Origin of the sequence: Sphingobacterium sp. LZ7M1, from assembly GCF_024296865.1 — a bacterium.
In the GTDB taxonomy this organism is placed as follows: domain Bacteria; phylum Bacteroidota; class Bacteroidia; order Sphingobacteriales; family Sphingobacteriaceae; genus Sphingobacterium.
The window spans coordinates 3861550-3882287 of record NZ_CP101134.1; the positions used below are offsets into that span (position 1 = coordinate 3861550).

General features: G+C 45.2%; 9 protein-coding genes, 2 tRNA genes and 3 rRNA genes. 5 read left to right on the top strand and 9 right to left on the bottom strand.

The window, feature by feature from the left end; all coding sequences use genetic code 11:
- The 8 genes from NMK93_RS16605 to NMK93_RS16640 all read right to left on the bottom strand — a co-directional run bounded on the left by NMK93_RS16605 (position 1) and on the right by NMK93_RS16640 (position 10776).
- Positions 1 to 3096 carry an efflux RND transporter permease subunit gene (locus NMK93_RS16605; RefSeq protein ID WP_254529660.1) on the bottom strand — a complete coding sequence of 1032 codons (3096 nt, stop codon included), beginning with the start codon at positions 3094 to 3096 and terminating at the stop codon, positions 1 to 3.
- A gap of 10 nt (positions 3097 to 3106) precedes the next feature.
- Complete coding sequence (locus tag NMK93_RS16610; RefSeq protein ID WP_254529662.1) at positions 3107 to 4168, bottom strand: efflux RND transporter periplasmic adaptor subunit; 1062 nt, start codon at positions 4166 to 4168, stop codon at positions 3107 to 3109.
- Between the two features lie 122 nt (positions 4169 to 4290).
- A complete protein-coding gene (locus tag NMK93_RS16615) occupies positions 4291 to 4908 on the bottom strand; it encodes a response regulator transcription factor (RefSeq protein WP_302328343.1) in 618 nt (205 codons plus the stop codon).
- A 707-nt stretch (positions 4909 to 5615) separates the two neighbouring features.
- Positions 5616 to 5727: ribosomal RNA gene (gene rrf / locus NMK93_RS16620) — 5S ribosomal RNA — on the bottom strand.
- 98 nt (positions 5728 to 5825) lie between these two features.
- Positions 5826 to 8710: ribosomal RNA gene (locus NMK93_RS16625) — 23S ribosomal RNA — on the bottom strand.
- A 195-nt stretch (positions 8711 to 8905) separates the two neighbouring features.
- Positions 8906 to 8979 (bottom strand) — tRNA-Ala (locus tag NMK93_RS16630).
- 6 nt (positions 8980 to 8985) lie between these two features.
- Positions 8986 to 9062, bottom strand: a tRNA-Ile gene (locus NMK93_RS16635).
- A 186-nt stretch (positions 9063 to 9248) separates the two neighbouring features.
- Positions 9249 to 10776 (bottom strand): 16S ribosomal RNA (locus NMK93_RS16640).
- The 16S, 23S and 5S rRNA genes sit together here with 2 tRNA genes alongside, the layout of an rRNA operon.
- A gap of 963 nt (positions 10777 to 11739) precedes the next feature.
- On the opposite strand from NMK93_RS16640, the gene NMK93_RS16645 reads away from it, so the two are divergent.
- On the top strand, positions 11740 to 13017 hold the full coding sequence (locus NMK93_RS16645) for a hypothetical protein (protein WP_254529098.1): 1278 nt from the start codon (positions 11740 to 11742) through the stop codon (positions 13015 to 13017).
- Here NMK93_RS16645 and NMK93_RS16650 read toward each other — a convergent pair whose 3' ends face one another.
- Positions 13018 to 14169: an acyl-CoA dehydrogenase family protein gene (locus NMK93_RS16650; protein WP_254529097.1), complete on the bottom strand. Its 1152-nt coding sequence runs from the start codon at positions 14167 to 14169 to the stop codon at positions 13018 to 13020. It lies immediately after the preceding gene.
- Positions 14170 to 14450: 281 nt separating this feature from the next.
- Here NMK93_RS16650 and NMK93_RS16655 point away from each other — a divergent pair, with 281 nt between their 5' ends.
- The 4 genes from NMK93_RS16655 (at position 14451) to NMK93_RS16670 (ending at position 20729) form a co-directional block, all read left to right on the top strand.
- Entirely contained in the window at positions 14451 to 15980 is a 1530-nt protein-coding gene (locus NMK93_RS16655) for an aldehyde dehydrogenase family protein (protein WP_254529096.1), read from the top strand.
- A gap of 20 nt (positions 15981 to 16000) precedes the next feature.
- Positions 16001 to 17293 carry an L-lysine 6-transaminase gene (gene lat / locus NMK93_RS16660; protein ID WP_254529095.1) on the top strand — a complete coding sequence of 431 codons (1293 nt, stop codon included), beginning with the start codon at positions 16001 to 16003 and terminating at the stop codon, positions 17291 to 17293.
- A gap of 838 nt (positions 17294 to 18131) precedes the next feature.
- The gene (gene mutL, locus NMK93_RS16665; protein WP_185217305.1) at positions 18132 to 19997 is read left to right on the top strand and encodes a DNA mismatch repair endonuclease MutL; all 1866 of its coding nucleotides are present in this window, start codon (positions 18132 to 18134) and stop codon (positions 19995 to 19997) included.
- Between the two features lie 15 nt (positions 19998 to 20012).
- A complete protein-coding gene (locus tag NMK93_RS16670; protein WP_185213989.1) occupies positions 20013 to 20729 on the top strand; it encodes a rhomboid family intramembrane serine protease in 717 nt (238 codons plus the stop codon).
- Positions 20730 to 20738: the final 9 nt, after the last annotated feature.

A 20738-nucleotide genomic window follows, 5' to 3' on the forward strand; every position in this document is an offset into this window, starting at 1 on the left:
TTATTCTTCAATTTCCTCCAGCATTTTAATTTCTTCCAATTCCGGATGTAAGTTCTTCTTCCTTGACATCATCAGGTAAAATGCAGGAATAACAAATAAAGTCAATATCAATGCGAAAATAGTTCCGCCTACGATCACCACCCCCATGCCGATACGGCTGGTTGAAGCTGCCCCTAGGGAAAGCGCAATTGGTAATGCCCCTAAAGCAATGGCTAGTGAAGTCATTAAAATAGGTCTTAACCTCGCTTCTGATGCTGTAACAACGGCATCGTATTTATTATAGCCTTCTTCACGTAGCTGGTTTGCAAATTCCACAATCAAGATACCGTTCTTGGTTACCAAACCAATCAACATGATCGTTCCGATCTGCGAAAAGATATTCCAGGATTGGCCAAAGAGCCAAAGCGAGAACATGGCTCCAGCAACTGCCATCGGAACCGTAATAATGATAATAATAGGGTCAATGAAACTCTCGAATTGGGCAGCTAGGATCAAAAAGATTAGCAATACCGCCAATCCAAAAGCGAACATCGTATTCGAACCACTTTCTACAAAGTCTCTGGACTCACCGCCAAGATCGGTGGTAAAGGTATCATCCAATACCCTTTCCTTGATCGCCTCCATTGCTTCAATCCCATCGCCCATGCTCTTACCTGGTGCAAGCCCCGCCGATACGGTCGCTGCCATATAGCGGTTGTTATGGAACAACTGTGGTGGACTGCTTCTCTCTTCGATCTCCACGATATTATCCAATTGTATCAACTGGCCCTGATTGTTCTTGACAAAAATAGAGGCTAGGTCCATCGGCGTTGAGCGATCCTTACGATCAAACTGCCCCATGACCTGATATTGCTTTCCATTCATCATAAAATAACCGAAGCGCTGTCCCGAAAGCGACATTTGTAAGGTCTGGGCAACATCTAAGACCGATACCCCTAAGGATTGGGCTTTTTCCCGATCAATGCTGACATATACTTCAGGTTTGTTGAACTTTAAATTTACGTCCGTAATGGAAAAAGTATTGTCCTTTGACAATTCATCCATAAATTCCGGAATTTTCTCCTCCAATTTCTGAAAGTTAGGCGCTTGAATAATATATTGAATCGGCAGACCTCCCCTTCTATTGACAGAAATAGTAGGTTGTTGTGATACCGATACACGTCCTTCTGAGTAACCTCTGGTCAACCTAGATAGGTCATCTGCGATCTCTTGTTGCGTCCTTTCCCTTTCACCAGGTTGCACTAATCCAAGGCGGACAAATCCTGAATTGGACGAAGCAGAACCAAATCCTGGGGATGTGATCACCAAACTAACCTTTTTCTCAGGTACTGAATCGTTGATCAACATGGTTAGGTCGGTCATAAATCTATCCATATAATCATAGGACACCCCTTCCGGAGCTGTTGCTCTCAGACTGATGTAACTCCTATCATCATAAGGAGCAGTTTCCTTAGGAAGTAATTGATAGAAGAAATAGATCAATGCAAAACAGGCCAAAATGGTGGCAAAACTAAGCCATTTCATGCTCAGGAAGCTTTTTAGCGAATCGGCATAGCCTGCGTTCATCATTTCAAAATAACGTTCGGTACGCATATAAAACTTCGATCTCTTCTGTTCGCCACCTTTCATGAGGTAGGCATTCAACATCGGTGTCAAGGTCAGGGAAACGAAGGCTGAAATCAATACAGCCGCCCCGATGACGACACCGAATTCCCGGAACAGCCTTCCCACGAACCCCTCTAAAAAGATTACCGGTAAAAACACTGCTGCCAACGTAATAGAAATGGAGATTACCGCAAAGAAGATTTCATTGGAACCTTTGATGGCCGCTTGAATGGGCGACATGCCCTCTTCCACTTTCTTAAAGATGTTTTCTGTGACCACAATACCATCATCCACCACCAGACCGGTAGCCAATACAATGGCCAGCAAGGTCAGCACGTTGATGGAGAAACCACAGAGGTACATAATGAAAAATGTCGCAATCAAAGAAACCGGTATATCGATCAATGGCCTAAATGCAATGGACCAGTTTCGGAAGAACAGATAGATAATCAACACCACCAATACAATAGCGATCAATAGGGTTTCTACCACTTCCAATACCGCTTTCTTGACGAATTGGGTGTTATCTATTGCTATGTTCAATACAAAGCCTTCCGGCAGCTCATTCTGCATACGGTCATATTCCGTATAGAACTGATCTGCAATCTCCAGATAGTTCGTGCCAGGCTGAGGGATTACTGCCAAACTCACCATGGGGAAGCCTGAGTCGGACATCTTCGTCTCAAAGTTTTCAGCTTCCAGTGCGGCCTTACCCACATCCGAAAAGCGAACGATTCGGTTGTTATCTGATCGTATGATGATATTACTGAATTCCTCCTCTGTTGCAAGGTTTCCGATGGTCTTGATTGCCAATTCCGTATTGGCACCGGTCAGTTTGCCCGAAGGCAATTCCACGTTCTGCGTGGTCAAAGCCGTCCTAACATCCAGAACCGTCAGTCCATAGGATGCCAACTTCACAGGATCAATCCAAAGGCGCATAGCAAATTTCTTTTGCCCCCAAATCTGAACCGAACTCACCCCAGGTATTGTCTGTAGCCTTTGTGCGATTACATTTTCGGCATAATCCGAAAGCTCCAATACGTTTTTCGTAGCGCTTTGCATGGTCATCGTCAGGATAGGCTCTGAATCCGCATCAGCTTTGGAAACGACTGGCGGCGCATCTATATCTTGAGGCAAGCTCCGTAATGCCTGCGAAACTTTGTCCCGCACATCATTCGCAGCCTCTTCCAGGTTTTTGCTCAGGTTAAACTCGATAGTGATATTACTGGATCCTTGATTAGAAGAAGAAGAAATATTTCGGATTCCATCAATTGAGTTAATGGATTTTTCCAAGGGTTCCGTAATCTGCGACTCAATGATGTCTGCATTTGCCCCTGCATAGTTTGTCCGCACAGAAATCTGTGCTGGATCAATAGAAGGGAATTCCCGCACACCCAAGAACGTGTATCCAATGATTCCAAAGAGAATCAGGATAAGGTTCATGACTATGGTCAGGACCGGCCGCTTAATACTTATGGTAGATAAACTCATTTCTTATCGATTATTGAAGGTTCACCTGAACTTTAGAGCCATTACGCAAGGACATTACCCCCGAAGTCAGTACCGTATCGCCACCCTGTATTCCTGAAGTAATCAATACGTCTTCATCCGTTCTCGCTCCTGTTTCAACCATGACCTCATTGGCCAGACCATTTTTCATTACAAATAGCTTCTTACCATTTTGAACAGGTATCAAAGCTTCCGCAGGCACCAGCAATCCATTTTCCAATGTTTCCAATGGAAAAATAATATTGGCAAATGTTCCTGGAATGATATGATCTGAACTGTTAGATGTGATTGCTTTTACCAATAATGTCCTTGTGTTGGCTTCTACGGCAGGTTCTGTAGCATAGATCTTCGCTGTAAATTCCCCTTCTACACCTTGGACACTAAATTTTATCTGATTATTGATCCTTACTTTATTGGCATATTTTTCAGGAATTGAAAAAGAAACCTTCAACCTATTGGTATTGACCAATTGGGCAATATTGGTAGTCGGAGTCACATAACTTCCTTTTGAAATATTCCTTAGACCGATCCGACCAGAAAAAGGAGCTCTGATCACCGTCTTGCTCAACTGAGCCTTGATCAATTGGATCTGTGATTGCGCGGTCCTGAAATCGGCACTAGCGATGTCGTACTCCTCCTGAGAGATCGCTTCCTTTTCTAAGAGAAGCTTTGCCCTCCTTTCATTTTCAGCAGCCAGGTTATTGCGGGTCTGGGCCTGAGCCAACTGTGCCTGCAACTCAGCATCATTGATCGTCAATAGAGGTTGTCCTAGAGAAACCCGTCCACCTTCAGTGAAATTGATAGATTCCACGATACCTGAAATCTCGGTATGAAGTTCTATCTGTTCATCAGCTTCAATGGCACCCGATAAAGAAAGGAAATCAGAGAAAGGCTGACCCTGAACAACCGTTCCATATACCTTTACGGAGGAATTGCCCCCTCTAGGTCCTTGTTGAGCAGCTGCTTTCTCTTTGTTTTTGTTGATCCTATAATAGACCATTCCACCAACAACCAGTACCGTTATCAATAATATTATAATGGATTTTCTTTTCATTTCAGGTTAGTTAAAAACTTATCGTTTTCACGTTTTATAAAACTGAAAAATAGAAAAAAAAGGAATAGGATAGTGTAATATTGTTATTATACTATTATTAGCAGAGGATGAACTAAGGATTGCTATACAGAAGGAACCTGCACAGAGCCTACAATATTGAGCTTTTTAAGGATAACATTGATCAATTGCCATAACTTGTCCACAGTGATTTCGAAGGTTTTTGCAATATTATCCAAACTAAATCCCTCTAACAAGCGATGTACAATGTTCAATTCACGTTTAGATAATTTTCTTCTCGATTGAGGAGGTTGTTGAATACCAAAAAATAGAGATTTAGTAAGCTCTGGACTGACATAGGAGGAGCCATTGATGACATCGATGATGATATTCATCATATCCACGGCTTTCGTTCCTTTTTTCACAAAGGCATTCGCACCTGCAAGAAGGCTCTTTCGGACTATTGCCGGATTGTCAACATCGGAAAGCATAAGGATATGTACGTTGGGATAAAGAGCCCTGATCATTGGGATACCTGAAATACCATCAATATCCGGCATCATGATATCCAAGAGGATTACCTCAGGAATATCTGCTGAGGAAGCCTTAGCTTGAAAGTCCAATATGGATTCTGCCTCGATTACAAAATCAAAGTGAACTGAATTTATGTTCAAGAGCTGAAATTTTGTCAAAGTACGACAAAAGACGCTATCGTCAATTATTCCTAATTTAATGCTCTGCATATGTATTAACTTAAATCCACTAAATTGATTTTTGGGCAAATCAATATTAACAACTTATTATCTTTCCTTATAAATATACAATTTGTACGCAAAATCAGAAAGAAACTATATGTAAAAGTAGGAATATTTTTTATGGATTAATTAATTTATAAAAATAAGAGATAATATTTTTCAATAGGGATAAGTGAAATAATTTAGCAAACCATTAGTAAAAATAAGCAAATAATTACATAAAATAAATGTTTAAACTTAAGTCTAAGGTTAAATTTAAGAATCATCGATTGAATTTCAATAAATTTATAGAATTATTGGACCAATCTGCAAGCTGAACTTGAGCTAGATTTAAAAAAACGGTTCAGCAATAACGGAGTCAACTTTTAATTTAAGCAGAAGCTGCCTGAATTCTATGTATATTATATAGGGAAGATATTTATTTAACTATTGAACAAAGAAGAAGGAGCTAAAAAAGATGAGAGAATGGTTTGGTTTGAGATGGAAAAGGATGGGTTTGAACCAGGATTAAATGGATGAGAGGATGGACCAAGAACTGGGAACGGACCAGGATTAATGGGATGGGAGGATATTCCAGGAGCAGGATGGACAATATGGCGACGGAACGGATCCGCGTCCCTACCGGCATACCTTATTACCAATTGCCCCTAAAAACAGAAAGCCCGCTGTCTGCTGACAGCGGGCTCCCGTATAAAATTAGGCACCGACCTACTCTCCCACCTGTTACGGCAATACCATCGGCTCTGGCGGGCTTAACTTCTCTGTTCGGAATGGGAAGAGGTGGACACCGCCGATATAGGCACCTGAATACCTTTTTGTACATGCCCCTCATCTAGGGGACGGTACATTGACATGTTATTGGAAGAAAAGATCAGAAAAAGAGAGAGGACAACAGGTCTATCCGCATTGGAAAGCTTCGGGCTATTAGTACCACTCGGCTTTGGTCTCTCAACCTTTACACCTGTGGCCTATCGACGTCGTAATCTCCGACGACCCTTGTGAGGAAGTCTCATCTCGTGGCTAGTTTCGCACTTAGATGCTTTCAGCGCTTATCTATCCCGGACGTAGCTACCCTGCCGTACACCTGGCGGCATAACAGGTTCACCAGCGGTCCGTCCAACCCGGTCCTCTCGTACTAAGGTCAGATCCACTCAAACTTCCAGCGCCCACAACAGATAGGGACCGAACTGTCTCGCGACGTTCTGAACCCAGCTCGCGTGCCACTTTAATGGGCGAACAGCCCAACCCTTGGGACCTTCTCCAGCCCCAGGATGTGACGAGCCGACATCGAGGTGCCAAACCTCCCCGTCGATATGAGCTCTTGGGGGAGATCAGCCTGTTATCCCCAGAGTACCTTTTATCCTTTGAGCGATGGCCCTTCCATACAGAACCACCGGATCACTATGTCCGTCTTTCGACCCTGGTCGACTTGTAGGTCTCACAGTCAAGCAAGCTTATGCCATTGCACTCCACGTACGGTTACCAAGCGTACTGAGCTTACCTTTGAAAGCCTCCGTTACCTTTTTGGAGGCGACCACCCCAGTCAAACTACCCACCAAACAATGTCTCCCGATTTATCGGGATTAGAAACCGAATACAGAAAGGGCGGTATTTCAAGGGCGTATCCGCGATTCCTGGCGAAACCGCTTCGACTACTCCCGCCTATCCTACACATCCTGTACCCAATTTCAATGTTAAGCTATAGTGAAGGTTCATGGGGTCTTTCCGTCCCGTTGCGGGTAACCGGCGTCTTCACCGATACCACAATTTCACCGAGCTCATGGCTGAGACAGCGCCCAGATCGTTACACCATTCGTGCAGGTCGGAACTTACCCGACAAGGAATTTCGCTACCTTAGGACCGTTATAGTTACGGCCGCCGTTTACTGGGGCTTCGATTCAATGCTTCTCCTTGCGGATGACATCCCCTCTTAACCTTCCAGCACCGGGCAGGTGTCAGGCCTTATACCTCATCTTTCGATTTCGCAAAGCCATATGTTTTTGCTAAACAGTCGCCTGGGCCTTTTCACTGCGGCTTCTCCATCGCTGGAGGAAGCGCCCCTTCTCCCGAAGTTACAGGGCCATTTTGCCGAGTTCCTTAGCCATGATTCACTCGAGCACCTTAGGATCCTCTCCTCGACCACCTGTGTCGGTTTGCGGTACGGGTCTTGATGACCTGGAGCTTAGCGGGTTTTCTTGGAAGTCTGCTTACCTGCGCTATCAGCGCCCCCGAGGGTTTGCTGTACTATCGGGCTTCGGCTGTACCGGCGGATTTGCCTACCGGTCCAATACCTTTGCCCTTCAACGAACTATTCCGTCAGTTCGCGGCAGTGTCACTACTCCGTCACCACATCGCAGTCATCAACAGTACGGGAATATTAACCCGTTGGCCATCGGCTGCCTCCCTTCGGATGCGCCTTAGGTCCCGACTGACCCTGATCCGATTAGCGTTGATCAGGAAACCTTGGTCTTTCGGTGGGCGGGTTTCTCACCCGCCTTATCGTTACTTATGCCTACATTTGCTTTTCCATCAGGTCCACCACAGGTCGCCCTGCGGATTCGCCCCCGATGGAATGCTCCCCTACCAGTGCAATAAATTGCAATCCATAGCTTCGGTACCGTTCTTGATGCCCGTTTATTATCCACGCCCGGCCGCTCGACTAGTGAGCTGTTACGCACTCTTTAAATGAATGGCTGCTTCCAAGCCAACATCCTAGCTGTCTGGGCAACCGGACCTCGTTAGTTCAACTTAGAACGGATTTGGGGACCTTAGCTGATGGTCTGGGTTCTTTCCCTCTCGGCCTTGGACCTTAGCACCCAAAGCCTCACTGCCGGCCATATCTAGCAGCATTCGGAGTTCGTCTGGATTTGGTAGGATTTGACTCCCCCGCACCCAATCGGTAGCTCTACCTCTGCTAGACTCCATGCCGACGCTGTTCCTAAAAACATTTCGGGGAGTACGAGCTATTTCCCAGTTTGATTGGCCTTTCACCCCTACCCTCAGGTCATCCGGAAACTTTTCAACGTTTATCGGTTCGGTCCTCCAGTACGTGTTACCGCACCTTCAACCTGCCCAAGGGTAGATCACAAGGTTTCGCGTCTACCTCGTCCGACTGTGCGCCCTGTTCAGACTCGCTTTCGCTTCGGCTCCTGGCCTTAAGCCATTAACCTTGCCGGACAAGAGTAACTCGTAGGCTCATTATGCAAAAGGCACGCCGTCACGGAATCGCTCCGCTCCGACCGCTTGTAAGCACACGGTTTCAGGTTCTTTTCACTCCCCTGTTCGGGGTTCTTTTCACCTTTCCCTCACGGTACTGGTCCACTATCGGTCTCTCAGGAGTATTTAGCCTTGCCAGATGGTGCTGGCGGATTCCCACAGGATTTCTCCGGTCCCGCGGTACTCAGGATACCACTATGCCTGTATTCTTTGCCTGTACGGGGCTCTCACCCTTATCGCGCAGTTTCCCACCTGCTTCCAGTTCATAGCACAGTACAATATCGTGGTCCTACAACCCCGGCCATGCCGTGACATGACCGGTTTGGGCTCTTTCCCGTTCGCTCGCCACTACTTGGGAAATCATTGTTATTTTCTCCTCCTACGCCTACTTAGATGTTTCAGTTCAGCGCGTTCGCCTCAATTGATGGCATGTCTTCAACATGCCGGGTTGCCCCATTCGGAAATCCACGGATCGATTCGCATTTGCCGATCCCCGTGGCTTATCGCAGCTTATCACGTCCTTCATCGCCTCTGAGAGCCTAGGCATCCCCCGTGTGCCCTTGTTTACTTTCTTCACGCTACCACCCCTTTTGCTAAGTGGTAGGTTGCTTTTGGTCCCATGCTTGCGCATGGAGCCTCTGTTGTCTTCTCTTGTTAATCTCTTTTCTTCCAATATGTCAAAGAACTCTTTATCCGAGCAGTTAGTATTAAGTACTTAGTATCTAGACCGTGACGGCCGTACATTTCCTTTACACTGCGCTCAGAAACGTGGAGAATAACGGATTCGAACCGTTGACCCCCTGCGTGCAAGGCAGGTGCTCTAGCCAGCTGAGCTAATCCCCCGTGTGATGGTAGTCCCGAGCAGATTTGAACTGCTGACCCCTACATTATCAGTGTAGTGCTCTAACCAACTGAGCTACGGGACTAGCTTATCTCTCTCATCTCTCGGTGTCACCGTTTGTCGGAAGCTTTTTGCAGATCGTCACTATCTAGGTTCTAGATACTAAATACTCACTACTAAATACTCCCCACAGGGTGGGCACTTTCTTCTGAATGTCTTTTTTTCTGTATAGATCATGTATGTGGCGCAGCTCCCCCGGAGCGGGCTCTAGAAAGGAGGTATTCCAGCCGCACCTTCCGGTACGGCTACCTTGTTACGACTTAGCCCCAATTACCGGTTTTACCCTAACACGCTCCTTGCGGTTACATGCTTTAGGTACCCCCAGCTTTCATGGCTTGACGGGCGGTGTGTACAAGGCCCGGGAACGTATTCACCGCGTCATTGCTGATACGCGATTACTAGCGAATCCAACTTCACGGGGTCGAGTTGCAGACCCCGATCCGAACTGTGAATGGCTTTTCGAGATTGGCATCACATTGCTGTGTAGCTGCCCGCTGTACCATCCATTGTAGCACGTGTGTAGCCCCGGACGTAAGGGCCATGATGACTTGACGTCGTCCCCGCCTTCCTCTCTGCTTGCGCAGGCAGTCTGTTTAGAGTCCCCACCTTGACGTGCTGGCAACTAAACATAGGGGTTGCGCTCGTTGCGGGACTTAACCCAACACCTCACGGCACGAGCTGACGACAGCCATGCAGCACCTAGTTTCCTGTCCCGAGGGACGGATGCGTCTCTGCATCCTTCAGTAACTTTCAAGCCCGGGTAAGGTTCCTCGCGTATCATCGAATTAAACCACATGCTCCTCCGCTTGTGCGGGCCCCCGTCAATTCCTTTGAGTTTCACCCTTGCGGGCGTACTCCCCAGGTGGATGACTTAACGCTTTCGCTTGGACGCTTACGGTATATCGCAAACATCGAGTCATCATCGTTTAGGGCGTGGACTACCAGGGTATCTAATCCTGTTCGATCCCCACGCTTTCGTGCATCAGCGTCAATAACGGCTTAGACAGCTGCCTTCGCAATCGGTGTTCTGAGACATATCTATGCATTTCACCGCTACTTGTCTCATTCCGCCGTCTTCAACCGCATTCAAGCACTTCAGTATCAAGGGCACTGCGACAGTTGAGCTGCCGTCTTTCACCCCTGACTTAAAGTGCCGCCTACGCACCCTTTAAACCCAATAAATCCGGATAACGCTCGGATCCTCCGTATTACCGCGGCTGCTGGCACGGAGTTAGCCGATCCTTATTCTTTAGGTACATTCAGCCCACTACACGTAGTGGGGTTTATTCCCTAACAAAAGCAGTTTACAACCCATAGGGCAGTCGTCCTGCACGCGGCATGGCTGGTTCAGGGTTGCCCCCATTGACCAATATTCCTTACTGCTGCCTCCCGTAGGAGTCTGGTCCGTGTCTCAGTACCAGTGTGGGGGATTCTCCTCTCAGAGCCCCTAGACATCGTCGCCTTGGTGGGCCGTTACCCCACCAACTAGCTAATGTCACGCGAGCCCATCCATATCCTATGAATATTTAACTGCCTCCCGATGCCGGGTTGCAGTGTCATGCGGTGTTAATCCGGATTTCTCCGGGCTATCCCCCTGATATGGGCAGGTTGCTCACGCGTTACGCACCCGTGCGCCACTCTCACCATCGGTAGCAAGCTACCGATGGATCCCGTCCGACTTGCATGTATTAGGCCTGCCGCTAGCGTTCATCCTGAGCCAGGATCAAACTCTCCATTGTAAAATGAAGTGTAAGACCAAGACTATTTATAAAATAGAATTGTTGTCTTGTTAAATGTTTTCCTCCCGCTCCGGGATACCTGAATAAATTGATTTCTTAAATCTTTTCTTGTTCAGCTACCGTACTCTCGTACGGGTCGCTGCGCTACATGATCATTTAAAGAACTTATCGCGCCTGGGCATCTCGCTTCGGCTTTTTTATGTTGTTTCCCTTCCGCATCGGAAGGTCGCAATCTGTCATTTTATTTCGCTCCGGACATCGCGTCCCTCGCTGTTTCCCTTGGTTGGGACTGCAAAGGTAGGAACCTTTTTCGAAACCGCAAAATCTTTTTTAAAATAATTTTCGTGGCCCTTTTTTCGGTGGTCGGCATGGCCTGCACCAGTGCAGCTCTGCTTCCCTTTTCCTTCCCGTGTTTCAGTGGCCGTGTGGCCGTCCCTCCCTTGCGGAGTGGTGCAAAGATAGGGACAAAATACGTTCACTTCCAAGGGGGAGGCCAAAGTATTTTTACGGCCGCCAGCTAACTCGCTGTAGCATTGCCAGATAATTTTTCCAAAAGACGGGGCTGAACCAGGATTAAAGGGATTGGAGGATGGACCAAGAACATGGAAAGGACCAGGATGGAGAGGATACGAGGATGGACCAGGACAGGAAGGGAATTCCGGTCCAACATCCTCCCCTTTCGGCCTGACCTCATTCGACCCACATTCCGAAAATTCGCAAAGCAAGCGACCAAATCCCCTGTGCGTCCCCGGGTACGCTCCGGCCGGTCTACCTGTTCTCTCCGGACCATTCCCGAACATGCCCCGAACGAGTCCCGAAGGAGAGCCACAAAAAAACACCTCAATTTTGAATCAAAACAGACCACAGGCCATGACCCACATTCGTTAAAAACACTTAAATAATACAGCAACAAAGGTGCCGCCACTCATAATTTCCTATATTTAAGAAACCAATAAATTCCTTATGGAGCAGACTAACCAGAAACAGCCGATTGAAGTATTCCCCAAAAACCCCATCCTATTTAGGTTTTGCTTTATATTAATAACCCTCTTTATCATATTGATAAACAACAACAGCTTCTTTTTCTTACTCTTCTTGGAGCGCATTCTCACTCCAGTCTTAACTGACCTCCTAAAATTCCTGGCTTCTGGGTTTGTGAAGTTCGATGGGAACATGCCCTTTAGGAGTGGAAGCGGAGACACCACCTTGCAATGGCTTCTCCTATTATTGATCAGCATAGTATCTATTATAGGATGTATTATATGGACACTCATCGATCGGAAAAATAAGGTCTACCCAAGATTATACTATTGGCTCACGGTGCTGATCAGGTATTACATTGCTATTACCATGTTGATGTACGGATTCGTCAAAGTTTTCTCTCAGCAATTTCCAGTCCCAGATCTCATCAGACTGACTGAACCCCTATATAAGTTTTCACCGATGGGATTGGCATGGACCTTTTATGGAGCTTCGCCCGCCTACAATATATTTATAGGTATTGCCGAAATGTTAGGCGTCTTGCTGTTGTTCCGAAAGACGACCACCTTGGGCGCATTGATCATGCTGGGGGTCAGCATAAACGTAATGGCTACAAATTATTTCTATGATGTACCCGTCAAGATGGTTTCCACGGCCCTGGTTCTGTTCTGTCTTTTTCTGTTGGCGCCAAATATCAAAAGGTTCTATATGCTATTGATCAAACAGGAACCGGTCCAGCTCAGCAGACCGCCGCAGCCCACCTTCAGCAAACGCTGGAAACGAATTGCATTTATCTCCATAAAATACCTGTTCATAATATTGACAGTCGCCTCCCTGATTCCAAGGACCCATTCAACCAGAAAGTACATCGCTCAACTCCAGGGTAAAAAAAGCGAACTGTACGGCGCATATTATATACCCTTTAAGGAACATCTGAACCGAAAGAAAATAAACATGCCTGACCATTGGCACTACTTAATATTCACTAATGAAAACAGCTTAACGGTTCGGGATGAAAGTATGGACCTGATATACTATCAGCTTATCCCCACAAAAGACAGTAAGGAATTTAGAATCGTAGGGAAATACAATGAACCTTCGCTGGACCTGAAATACCGACTAAAGGAAGATGGATTGATACTCATGGAAACGGACAGCAAGGATTCCACATCTATCTTTTTGGAGAAGATAGACATGGAGAACATTGACCTGAAGACCCGGACTTTCCGCTGGGTGCAGGACTATCCTTATAATAGGTAGTTAAAAAGCATTGATGCCCGTGATGTCATTTCCGGTAATCAACAGATGTACATCGTGGGTACCTTCATAGGTAATGACCGATTCCAGGTTCATCATATGGCGCATGATCGGATAATCGCCGACAATACCCATAGCGCCTAATATCTGCCTGGCTTCACGGGCCACCTGCAAGGCCATATTCACATTGTTGCGTTTGGCCATGGAAATCTGTGCAGGTGTTGCACGGTCCTCAATCTTCAACTGCCCTAACCGCCAGGACAGCAATTGTGCCTTGGTAATCTCCGTGACCATCTCTGCCAATTTCTTTTGCTGCAGTTGAAAAGAAGCAATGGGCTTCCCAAATTGCTTGCGTTCCTTGGCATATTGCAATGCCGTCTGATAACAATCCACAGCAGCACCGATGGCTCCCCAAGAAATACCATACCGTGCAGAATTTAGGCAGGACAATGGGCCTTTCATGGAACTGACTTCGGGAAGGACATTATCTTGCGGAATAAAAACCTGATCAAAGACCAGTTCACCTGTTTTTGAGGCCCGTAGCGACCATTTATTCAGGGTTTCAGGTGTACTGAATCCTTCAAAGTCCCTTTCAACGATCACCCCACGGATCTTTTTGTCCTCATCGCGTGCCCATACCACGGCGATATCACAGATTGGCGCATTGGTGATCCACATTTTGGAACCAGACAAGCGGTACCCCTCCCCGTCCTTTAGCAACTTGGTCTCCATACTTCCAGGGTCAGAGCCATGGTTAGGTTCGGTAAGGCCAAATGCGCCGATGAGTTCTCCCGTTGCCAAACGAGGCAAGAACCTATGTTTCTGTTCTTCCGAACCGAACTTATAGATCGGGAACATCACTAAGGAGGATTGCACCGAAGCAGCAGACCGAATGGCCGAGTCACCAAACTCCAGTTCCTGCATAATCAATCCATAGGACATATAGTCCAGTCCTACCCCACCATACTCTTCAGGAATAAATGGACCGAGTGCACCAATAGCACCTAATTTTTTCATCAAGCCCGGAATTTCCTTATGTTCCTGGGCATATTGATCGATGACCGGTAGGATCTCGAATTTTACAAATTCACGGATGGCATCCCGAACAAGGATCTGCTCAGGGGTCAAAAACTCTTCAATTTGGTAGTAGTCCATGGGTAATTTAGATTTATAGACATTAGCTAATAGGCAGACCTTAAATAGCCTGTGCTAAAAAGTCCTAATGCTTTTCGAATCTATCGCAAATAACCTGTTTGAAAAATGACTAAAATCACCATTACAACAAACAATTGTGAATAACATCTACAAATCGCACCAGACATAGTCTACGGCCCATTATCTTATGTCCAAATTACAAAATAAATTCGACCAAATTCAGTTGACAACAAAATATATTCGCTATATTTATAGAAATTTCGAATAATATAAACCATATTATGACATCAAAAGAATTAAAAACACTTGGGATCGAGGCTGAAAACCTAGGTACATCGACAGGGAGCAAATGGTTTGCTCAGGGTGAGTTGATTGAATCTTATTCACCTACCAATGGCAAATTGATTGCTAAGATAAAGAGTACGACCAGGAAAGAATACGAAAAAGTAATACAAGAGGCAGAGAAGGCGAAATTGGTTTGGCGCGATATCCCAGCACCAAAGCGTGGCGAGATTGTCCGTCAATTAGGAGAGAAACTTCGCGAGCTGAAACCTGTCCTAGGCAAGCTGGTTTCCTATGAAATGGGGAAATCCTACCAAGAAGGAATGGGTGAGGTTCAGGAGATGATCGATATCTGTGATTTTGCAGTGGGCCTATCCAGACAATTATATGGAAATACCATCCATTCAGAAAGACCAGGTCACCGCATGTACGACCAATATCATCCTTTAGGGATCGTGGGTATCATCACCGCTTTCAATTTTCCGGTAGCGGTCTGGTCATGGAATGCTGCCTTGGCCCTAGTTTGTGGAGACGTGGTAGTATGGAAGTCAAGTGAGAAAACACCATTGTGCGCAGTAGCCTGCCAGCATATCATAGCCGATATATTGAAAGCAAATAAGTTACCGGAAGGGATCTCTTCTATTATCGTCGGTGATGCCGAAGTAGGAAAATGGATTTCAGAAGACGAACGCATTCCTTTGGTATCTGCTACAGGCTCTACCCGTATGGGGAAAGAGGTTGCCACGGTTGTTGCCAAACGCTTGGGCAAATCTCTATTGGAACTAGGGGGTAACAATGCGATTATCGTCAGTCCAAGTGCAGATCTGAAAATGACCATTATAGGAGCCGTATTTGGAGCCGTAGGTACTGCTGGGCAACGTTGTACAAGTACCCGTCGATTGATCATCCACGAAAGCATCTATGACAAGGTGAAAAAGTCATTGGTAGATGCCTATAAGCAGATAAAAATCGGAGATCCATTGGACAGCAACAACCACATGGGACCTTTGATCGATACCGCAGCGGTGAACATGTACCTTGATGCTTTGAAAAAAATAAAAGCGGAAGGCGGAAAGTTGTTGACCAAGGGTGAAGTACTGGAAGGTAAGGGCTATGAAAGCGGTTGTTATGTGACTCCGGTAATTGCTGAGGTGGAGAACCATTATGAAATCGTGCAACATGAAACCTTTGCCCCAATCCTTTATTTAATAAAATACAGCGGTGAAGTAGATGCGGCCATTGCATTGCAAAATGGCGTTAAGCAAGGCCTTTCATCGGCTATCATGACCAATAGCTTGCGTGAGGCAGAACTGTTCTTAAGCCAGAATGGCTCGGATTGCGGTATTGCCAATGTCAACATCGGCACATCAGGCGCTGAGATCGGTGGAGCTTTCGGGGGAGAGAAAGACACAGGTGGCGGCCGTGAATCTGGTTCAGATGCATGGAAAGTATATATGCGCAGACAAACAAATACCATCAATTATACCACTAGCCTACCATTGGCACAGGGAATTAAATTTGATCTATAAAAATTAGATTATAAACGATTATGATAAGAGAAACACATAAAAGATTAGCAAAACATATCTTGGCAGATGGCCTTCCGGTTGTCATGGACCTTGAGAAATCCCACGGTTCATACATTGTAGACATCGACGGCAAGGAATATCTGGACATGTTCAGCATGTTCGCATCATCGCCTGTAGGCTATAACCATCCTTATATCCTGGCAAATGAAAAACAGTTGGAAAAGGTTTCCATCAATAAATTAGCGCTGTCGGATATCTATCCCGATGAGTATGCGGATTTCATGGATGTCTTTGAACGCGTAGGGATTCCAAAGGAACTAAGCTATTGTTTCTTTATCGATGGCGGTGGTCTGGCGGTTGAAAACGCCTTAAAAGCCGCATTCGACTGGAAAACCAGGCTGAACCTAGCCAATGGCATCGACCAGGAAGCGAGTCAGGTCATTCATTTCAAACAGGCATTCCATGGCAGGACCGGTTATACACTTTCGTTGACTAATACCAAGGACCCTAGGAAATACATGTACTTCCCAAAATTCAATTGGCCAAGGATCAGCAATCCGAAATTGACCTTCCCATTAACGGAGGAGTCGGTTGCTGCGACCGTTGAGTTGGAAAAACAAGCTGTTCAGGAGATCGAAGCCGCTATCGCCAATAATCCGAATGATATCGCCTGCTTGATCTTGGAGCCTATCCAAGCTGAAGGCGGGGACAACCATTTCCGTAAGGAATTCTTTGTGAAACTGAGAGAGATCTGTGACAAGAACGATATCATCTTGATCTTGGATGAGGTTCAGACAGGAATTGCCATGACCGGGAAAATGTGGTGTTACCAACATTACGGAATTGTTCCAGATGTAATTTCCTTCGGAAAGAAAACACAGGTCTGTGGGATCTTGGCCAACAAAGAGAAGTTTGACCGTGTTGAAAAGAATGTTTTCCAAGAGTCTAGCCGGATCAATTCTACTTTTGGAGGCAACTTGGTTGACATGATCCGGTTCAAATTGATCTTGGAGATCATTGAAAAAGAAGGTCTGGTCAATAAAGCGGAGTCGTTAGGTGAGTATCTTCAGGTAAAATTGATGGAACTGGCTGAAAAACACCCTTCCATCAGCAATGTTCGCGGAAAAGGATTGTTGGTTGCTTTCGACCTTCCGACGCCAGAGGCAAGAGATAAGTTTGTTTCTGAAGCGATGGCTGAAAACATGTTGATCTTAGGCTGTGGTGAAAAGAGCATTCGATTCAGACCGCACCTGACGGTGAACAAAGAAGATTTAGACAAAGCGATTGCCATCGTTGATAAAGTGGTTGATTAAATATAATTGATTATCCCGATCGAAAGGTCGGGATTTTTTTTTGATTGGTTTCTGGCAAATATACGGTTGGGATAATATTGAAACACAAATCGGAATTCTACAAATATTTCACCCCATCCTGGGGTTTAAATGGACAACAAGCCGGAATCCAACAGATATTTCACAACATCCTGGGGTTTCTTTTTTTAGATGCCATTTTTCATGGTTCCATTTTTGGATAATATGTTTGGAAACCTATATAATACACCTTATTGATTTTGAAGGGAAACCCCCAGAGGGGGTGAAATATTTTTCTGCAATTTGTCTTGAAGAAATAAAATAATTCGTTCGCTGTGCTCACGATGACAACGATTCTAAAAAAAATACAACAATAGATTCTTAGCTGCGCTCTGAATCTCTCCCCAACTCTTTTCCAATTCTGAACGATTAGTGAAGAATCTGTACGTAAATGGCCCAAAACATCATTGTCATCTTCCATCGAAGATAGATAACCTGAACGCCATTACTTTCAATGTTTGTATGGTTCCGAGACCCTTCGTTCCTCAGGCTGACTCTGGAAAGGATGTATTTTTTGCAAAAAAACCTAGCGGGGCTGATATATTTTCCCGTCGGAAAAACTAAACCTTCTTTTTTAGTATCCTTAAACTCTTTCAGCATTCCAAACAGCTTGCTTCCTGGACTTCAACAGCCAAGAGATGCATCTTTCGGCCTTATTTCCAATAGGTTAGAATTCGATTTTTAAGTTGCTCAAGAAAGATCCAAAAATTGACAAAATTTAGCTGAAAGAGAAGGCCTGAAAACCCGAACGATTGGTGTCATTTTTGTACCTTTGTAGATTATGTCGGATATTATTCAATTGCTTCCAGATTCAGTAGCAAACCAAATCGCAGCGGGTGAAGTTGTTCAGCGACCAGCCTCAGCGATCAAGGAACTATTGGAGAATGCTATTGATGCAGGAGCAGATCATATAAAACTTATTATTAAGGATGCGGGCAAGTCATTGATCCAGGTGATCGACAATGGCTGTGGAATGAGTGTAACGGATGCGCGTCTTTGTTTTGAACGTCATGCAACTTCGAAAATCCGAAAAGCTGAAGATCTTTTCGCGATCCGGACGATGGGCTTCCGTGGGGAGGCAATGGCTTCGATTGCGGCCATCGCCCACGTGGAACTTAAGAGCAGACGCATTGAAGATGAGCTTGGTACAGTGATAGAAATTGAAGGCTCGGAGGTGATCCAACAATTCCCCGATCAGGCTCCAGCAGGGACCAGCATCTCGGTAAAAAACCTATTCTACAATATTCCTGCAAGAAGAAATTTCCTGAAGAGCAATTCTGTTGAATTAAGGCATATCATAGACGAGTTTCAACGTGTTGCACTAGCACATCCTGATATTTTCTTCACTTTCCACAGTGATGGCAATGAAATGTTCCATTTACCTAAGGAAACCCTGAAACAAAGGATCGTTCACCTTTTCGGCAACAACTATAATCAGCGACTGGTTCCAGTTGAAGAAACGACCAGCATCCTGAACATCAAAGGATTTATAGGGAAGCCGGAGTTTGCTAAGAAAACACGTGGCGAGCAGTTCTTTTTTGTCAATAACCGCTATATCAAGGACCCTTACCTAAACCATGCGGTGCTGAATGCCTATGAAGAGATCTTGCCCGCTGATACTTTCCCTTTATATGTGCTGTTCATTGATATCGATCCTTCGAAAATCGACATTAACGTGCACCCTACCAAAACGGAAATCAAGTATGAAGATGAGAAGGCGATCTATGCCATTCTGCGGTCTGCGGTAAAGCGTAGCATCGGGCGTTATAACATCGCTCCATCCTTGGATTTCGAGCAGGAGACTGGCTTTAATGAGCTGATCACGCCAAAACCATTGGATGAGATCCAGGTACCTACCATCAATTTCAATCCTAATTTCAATCCTTTTGATGATGGGATGCCGAAGCAACCGAGAAGGTATACCTATCCAGAGCAGATTGAAAGAAAGTCCAGCATCCCACAGAATTGGGACAGCCTTTATGAAATTACGGAAACGGAAGAAACAGAGCAATTAAGTCTATTGCCGGAGGATACCGAACTGAAATCTGAGGCCGAAATAATTCAGCCTTCTGACCAGCCGAAGAAGCAATTTTTTCAATTGCACAATCGTTATATAGTATCGCAAATCCATTCTGGATTTATGCTGATCGACCAGCAGGCAGCACATGAGCGCATCCTGTTTGAACAGTTTCAGCAGCAATTGCAGCACAATCAAGGATCGAGTCAGCAAAGTCTGTTTCCACAGACCATTGAGTTGAATTCGGCTGATTTTGCTTTAGTTCAGGAAATTTTGCCGGAAATCCATGCATTGGGATTTCAGTTGCGACCATTCGGGAAAACTACGTATATTGTAGATGGAATTCCTGCGGATTTAGAAAACATTAATGAAGGGCAGATTATTGAAAAACTATTGGAGGATTTCAAAAACCAGAGTGATTTACGCCTAAACAAAAGAGAAAGGCTAGCAAAGAGCTTGGCTAAAAATGCCGCCATCAAACCGGGGACAAAACTGGAGAACGAAGGCATGGCAGAATTGATTGACAAACTGTTTGCCTGTGAATCTCCGAATATTTCGCTTTCTGGGAAGCCCGTCATCATCACATACACCTTGCAGGAGCTGGCAGAACGCTTTGGCAGGAATATTTAATTTTGAAATTATTATATGAATAACCTATTCGGCAATTTACCTACAGTGACTAAAAATCTATTGATCATCAATATCATCTGTTTTATTGGATCCATGATTTTCAGCCATGCCACGAATTTCTTTGGAGTATTTTATCCTGACTCCCCATTCTTTAAGATTTGGCAAGTCATCACCTACATGTTCATGCATGGAGGCTTTGCACATATATTTTTCAATATGTTTGCCTTGGTTATGTTTGGCGGTGTAATTGAGCGAATATTAGGCCCTAAAAAATTCTTGAATTACTATCTGATCTGCGGATTGGGCGCATTGGTGTTGCAATATGGGATCCAAGCCATTGAGGTTTACAATATCGCAGGTACGGTTAGGGCTTCACAATTCCTGAACTTTAACTTCACTACCGGAATGGTTTCGACCAATCTGCCGATAAGCCAGGATCAATTGGGCACCTTACTTTCCATTTATGGGACGCCATTGGTTGGTGCTTCTGGAGCGATCTACGGATTATTACTGGCTTATGGTTATCTATTCCCTAATGCGGAAATAATGTTGATCTTCTTGCCTATCCCAATCAAAGCAAAATACTTCATTCCTATCTTGATCGTTATCGAGATCTTTTTAGGTTTTTCAAATTCGGGCGGTTCAATTGCGCACTTAGCCCACGTCGGTGGAGCATTATTTGGATTTATCCTTCTAAAAATCTGGGGCATCAGAAGAACAAATTATTATTAAGATTGTATC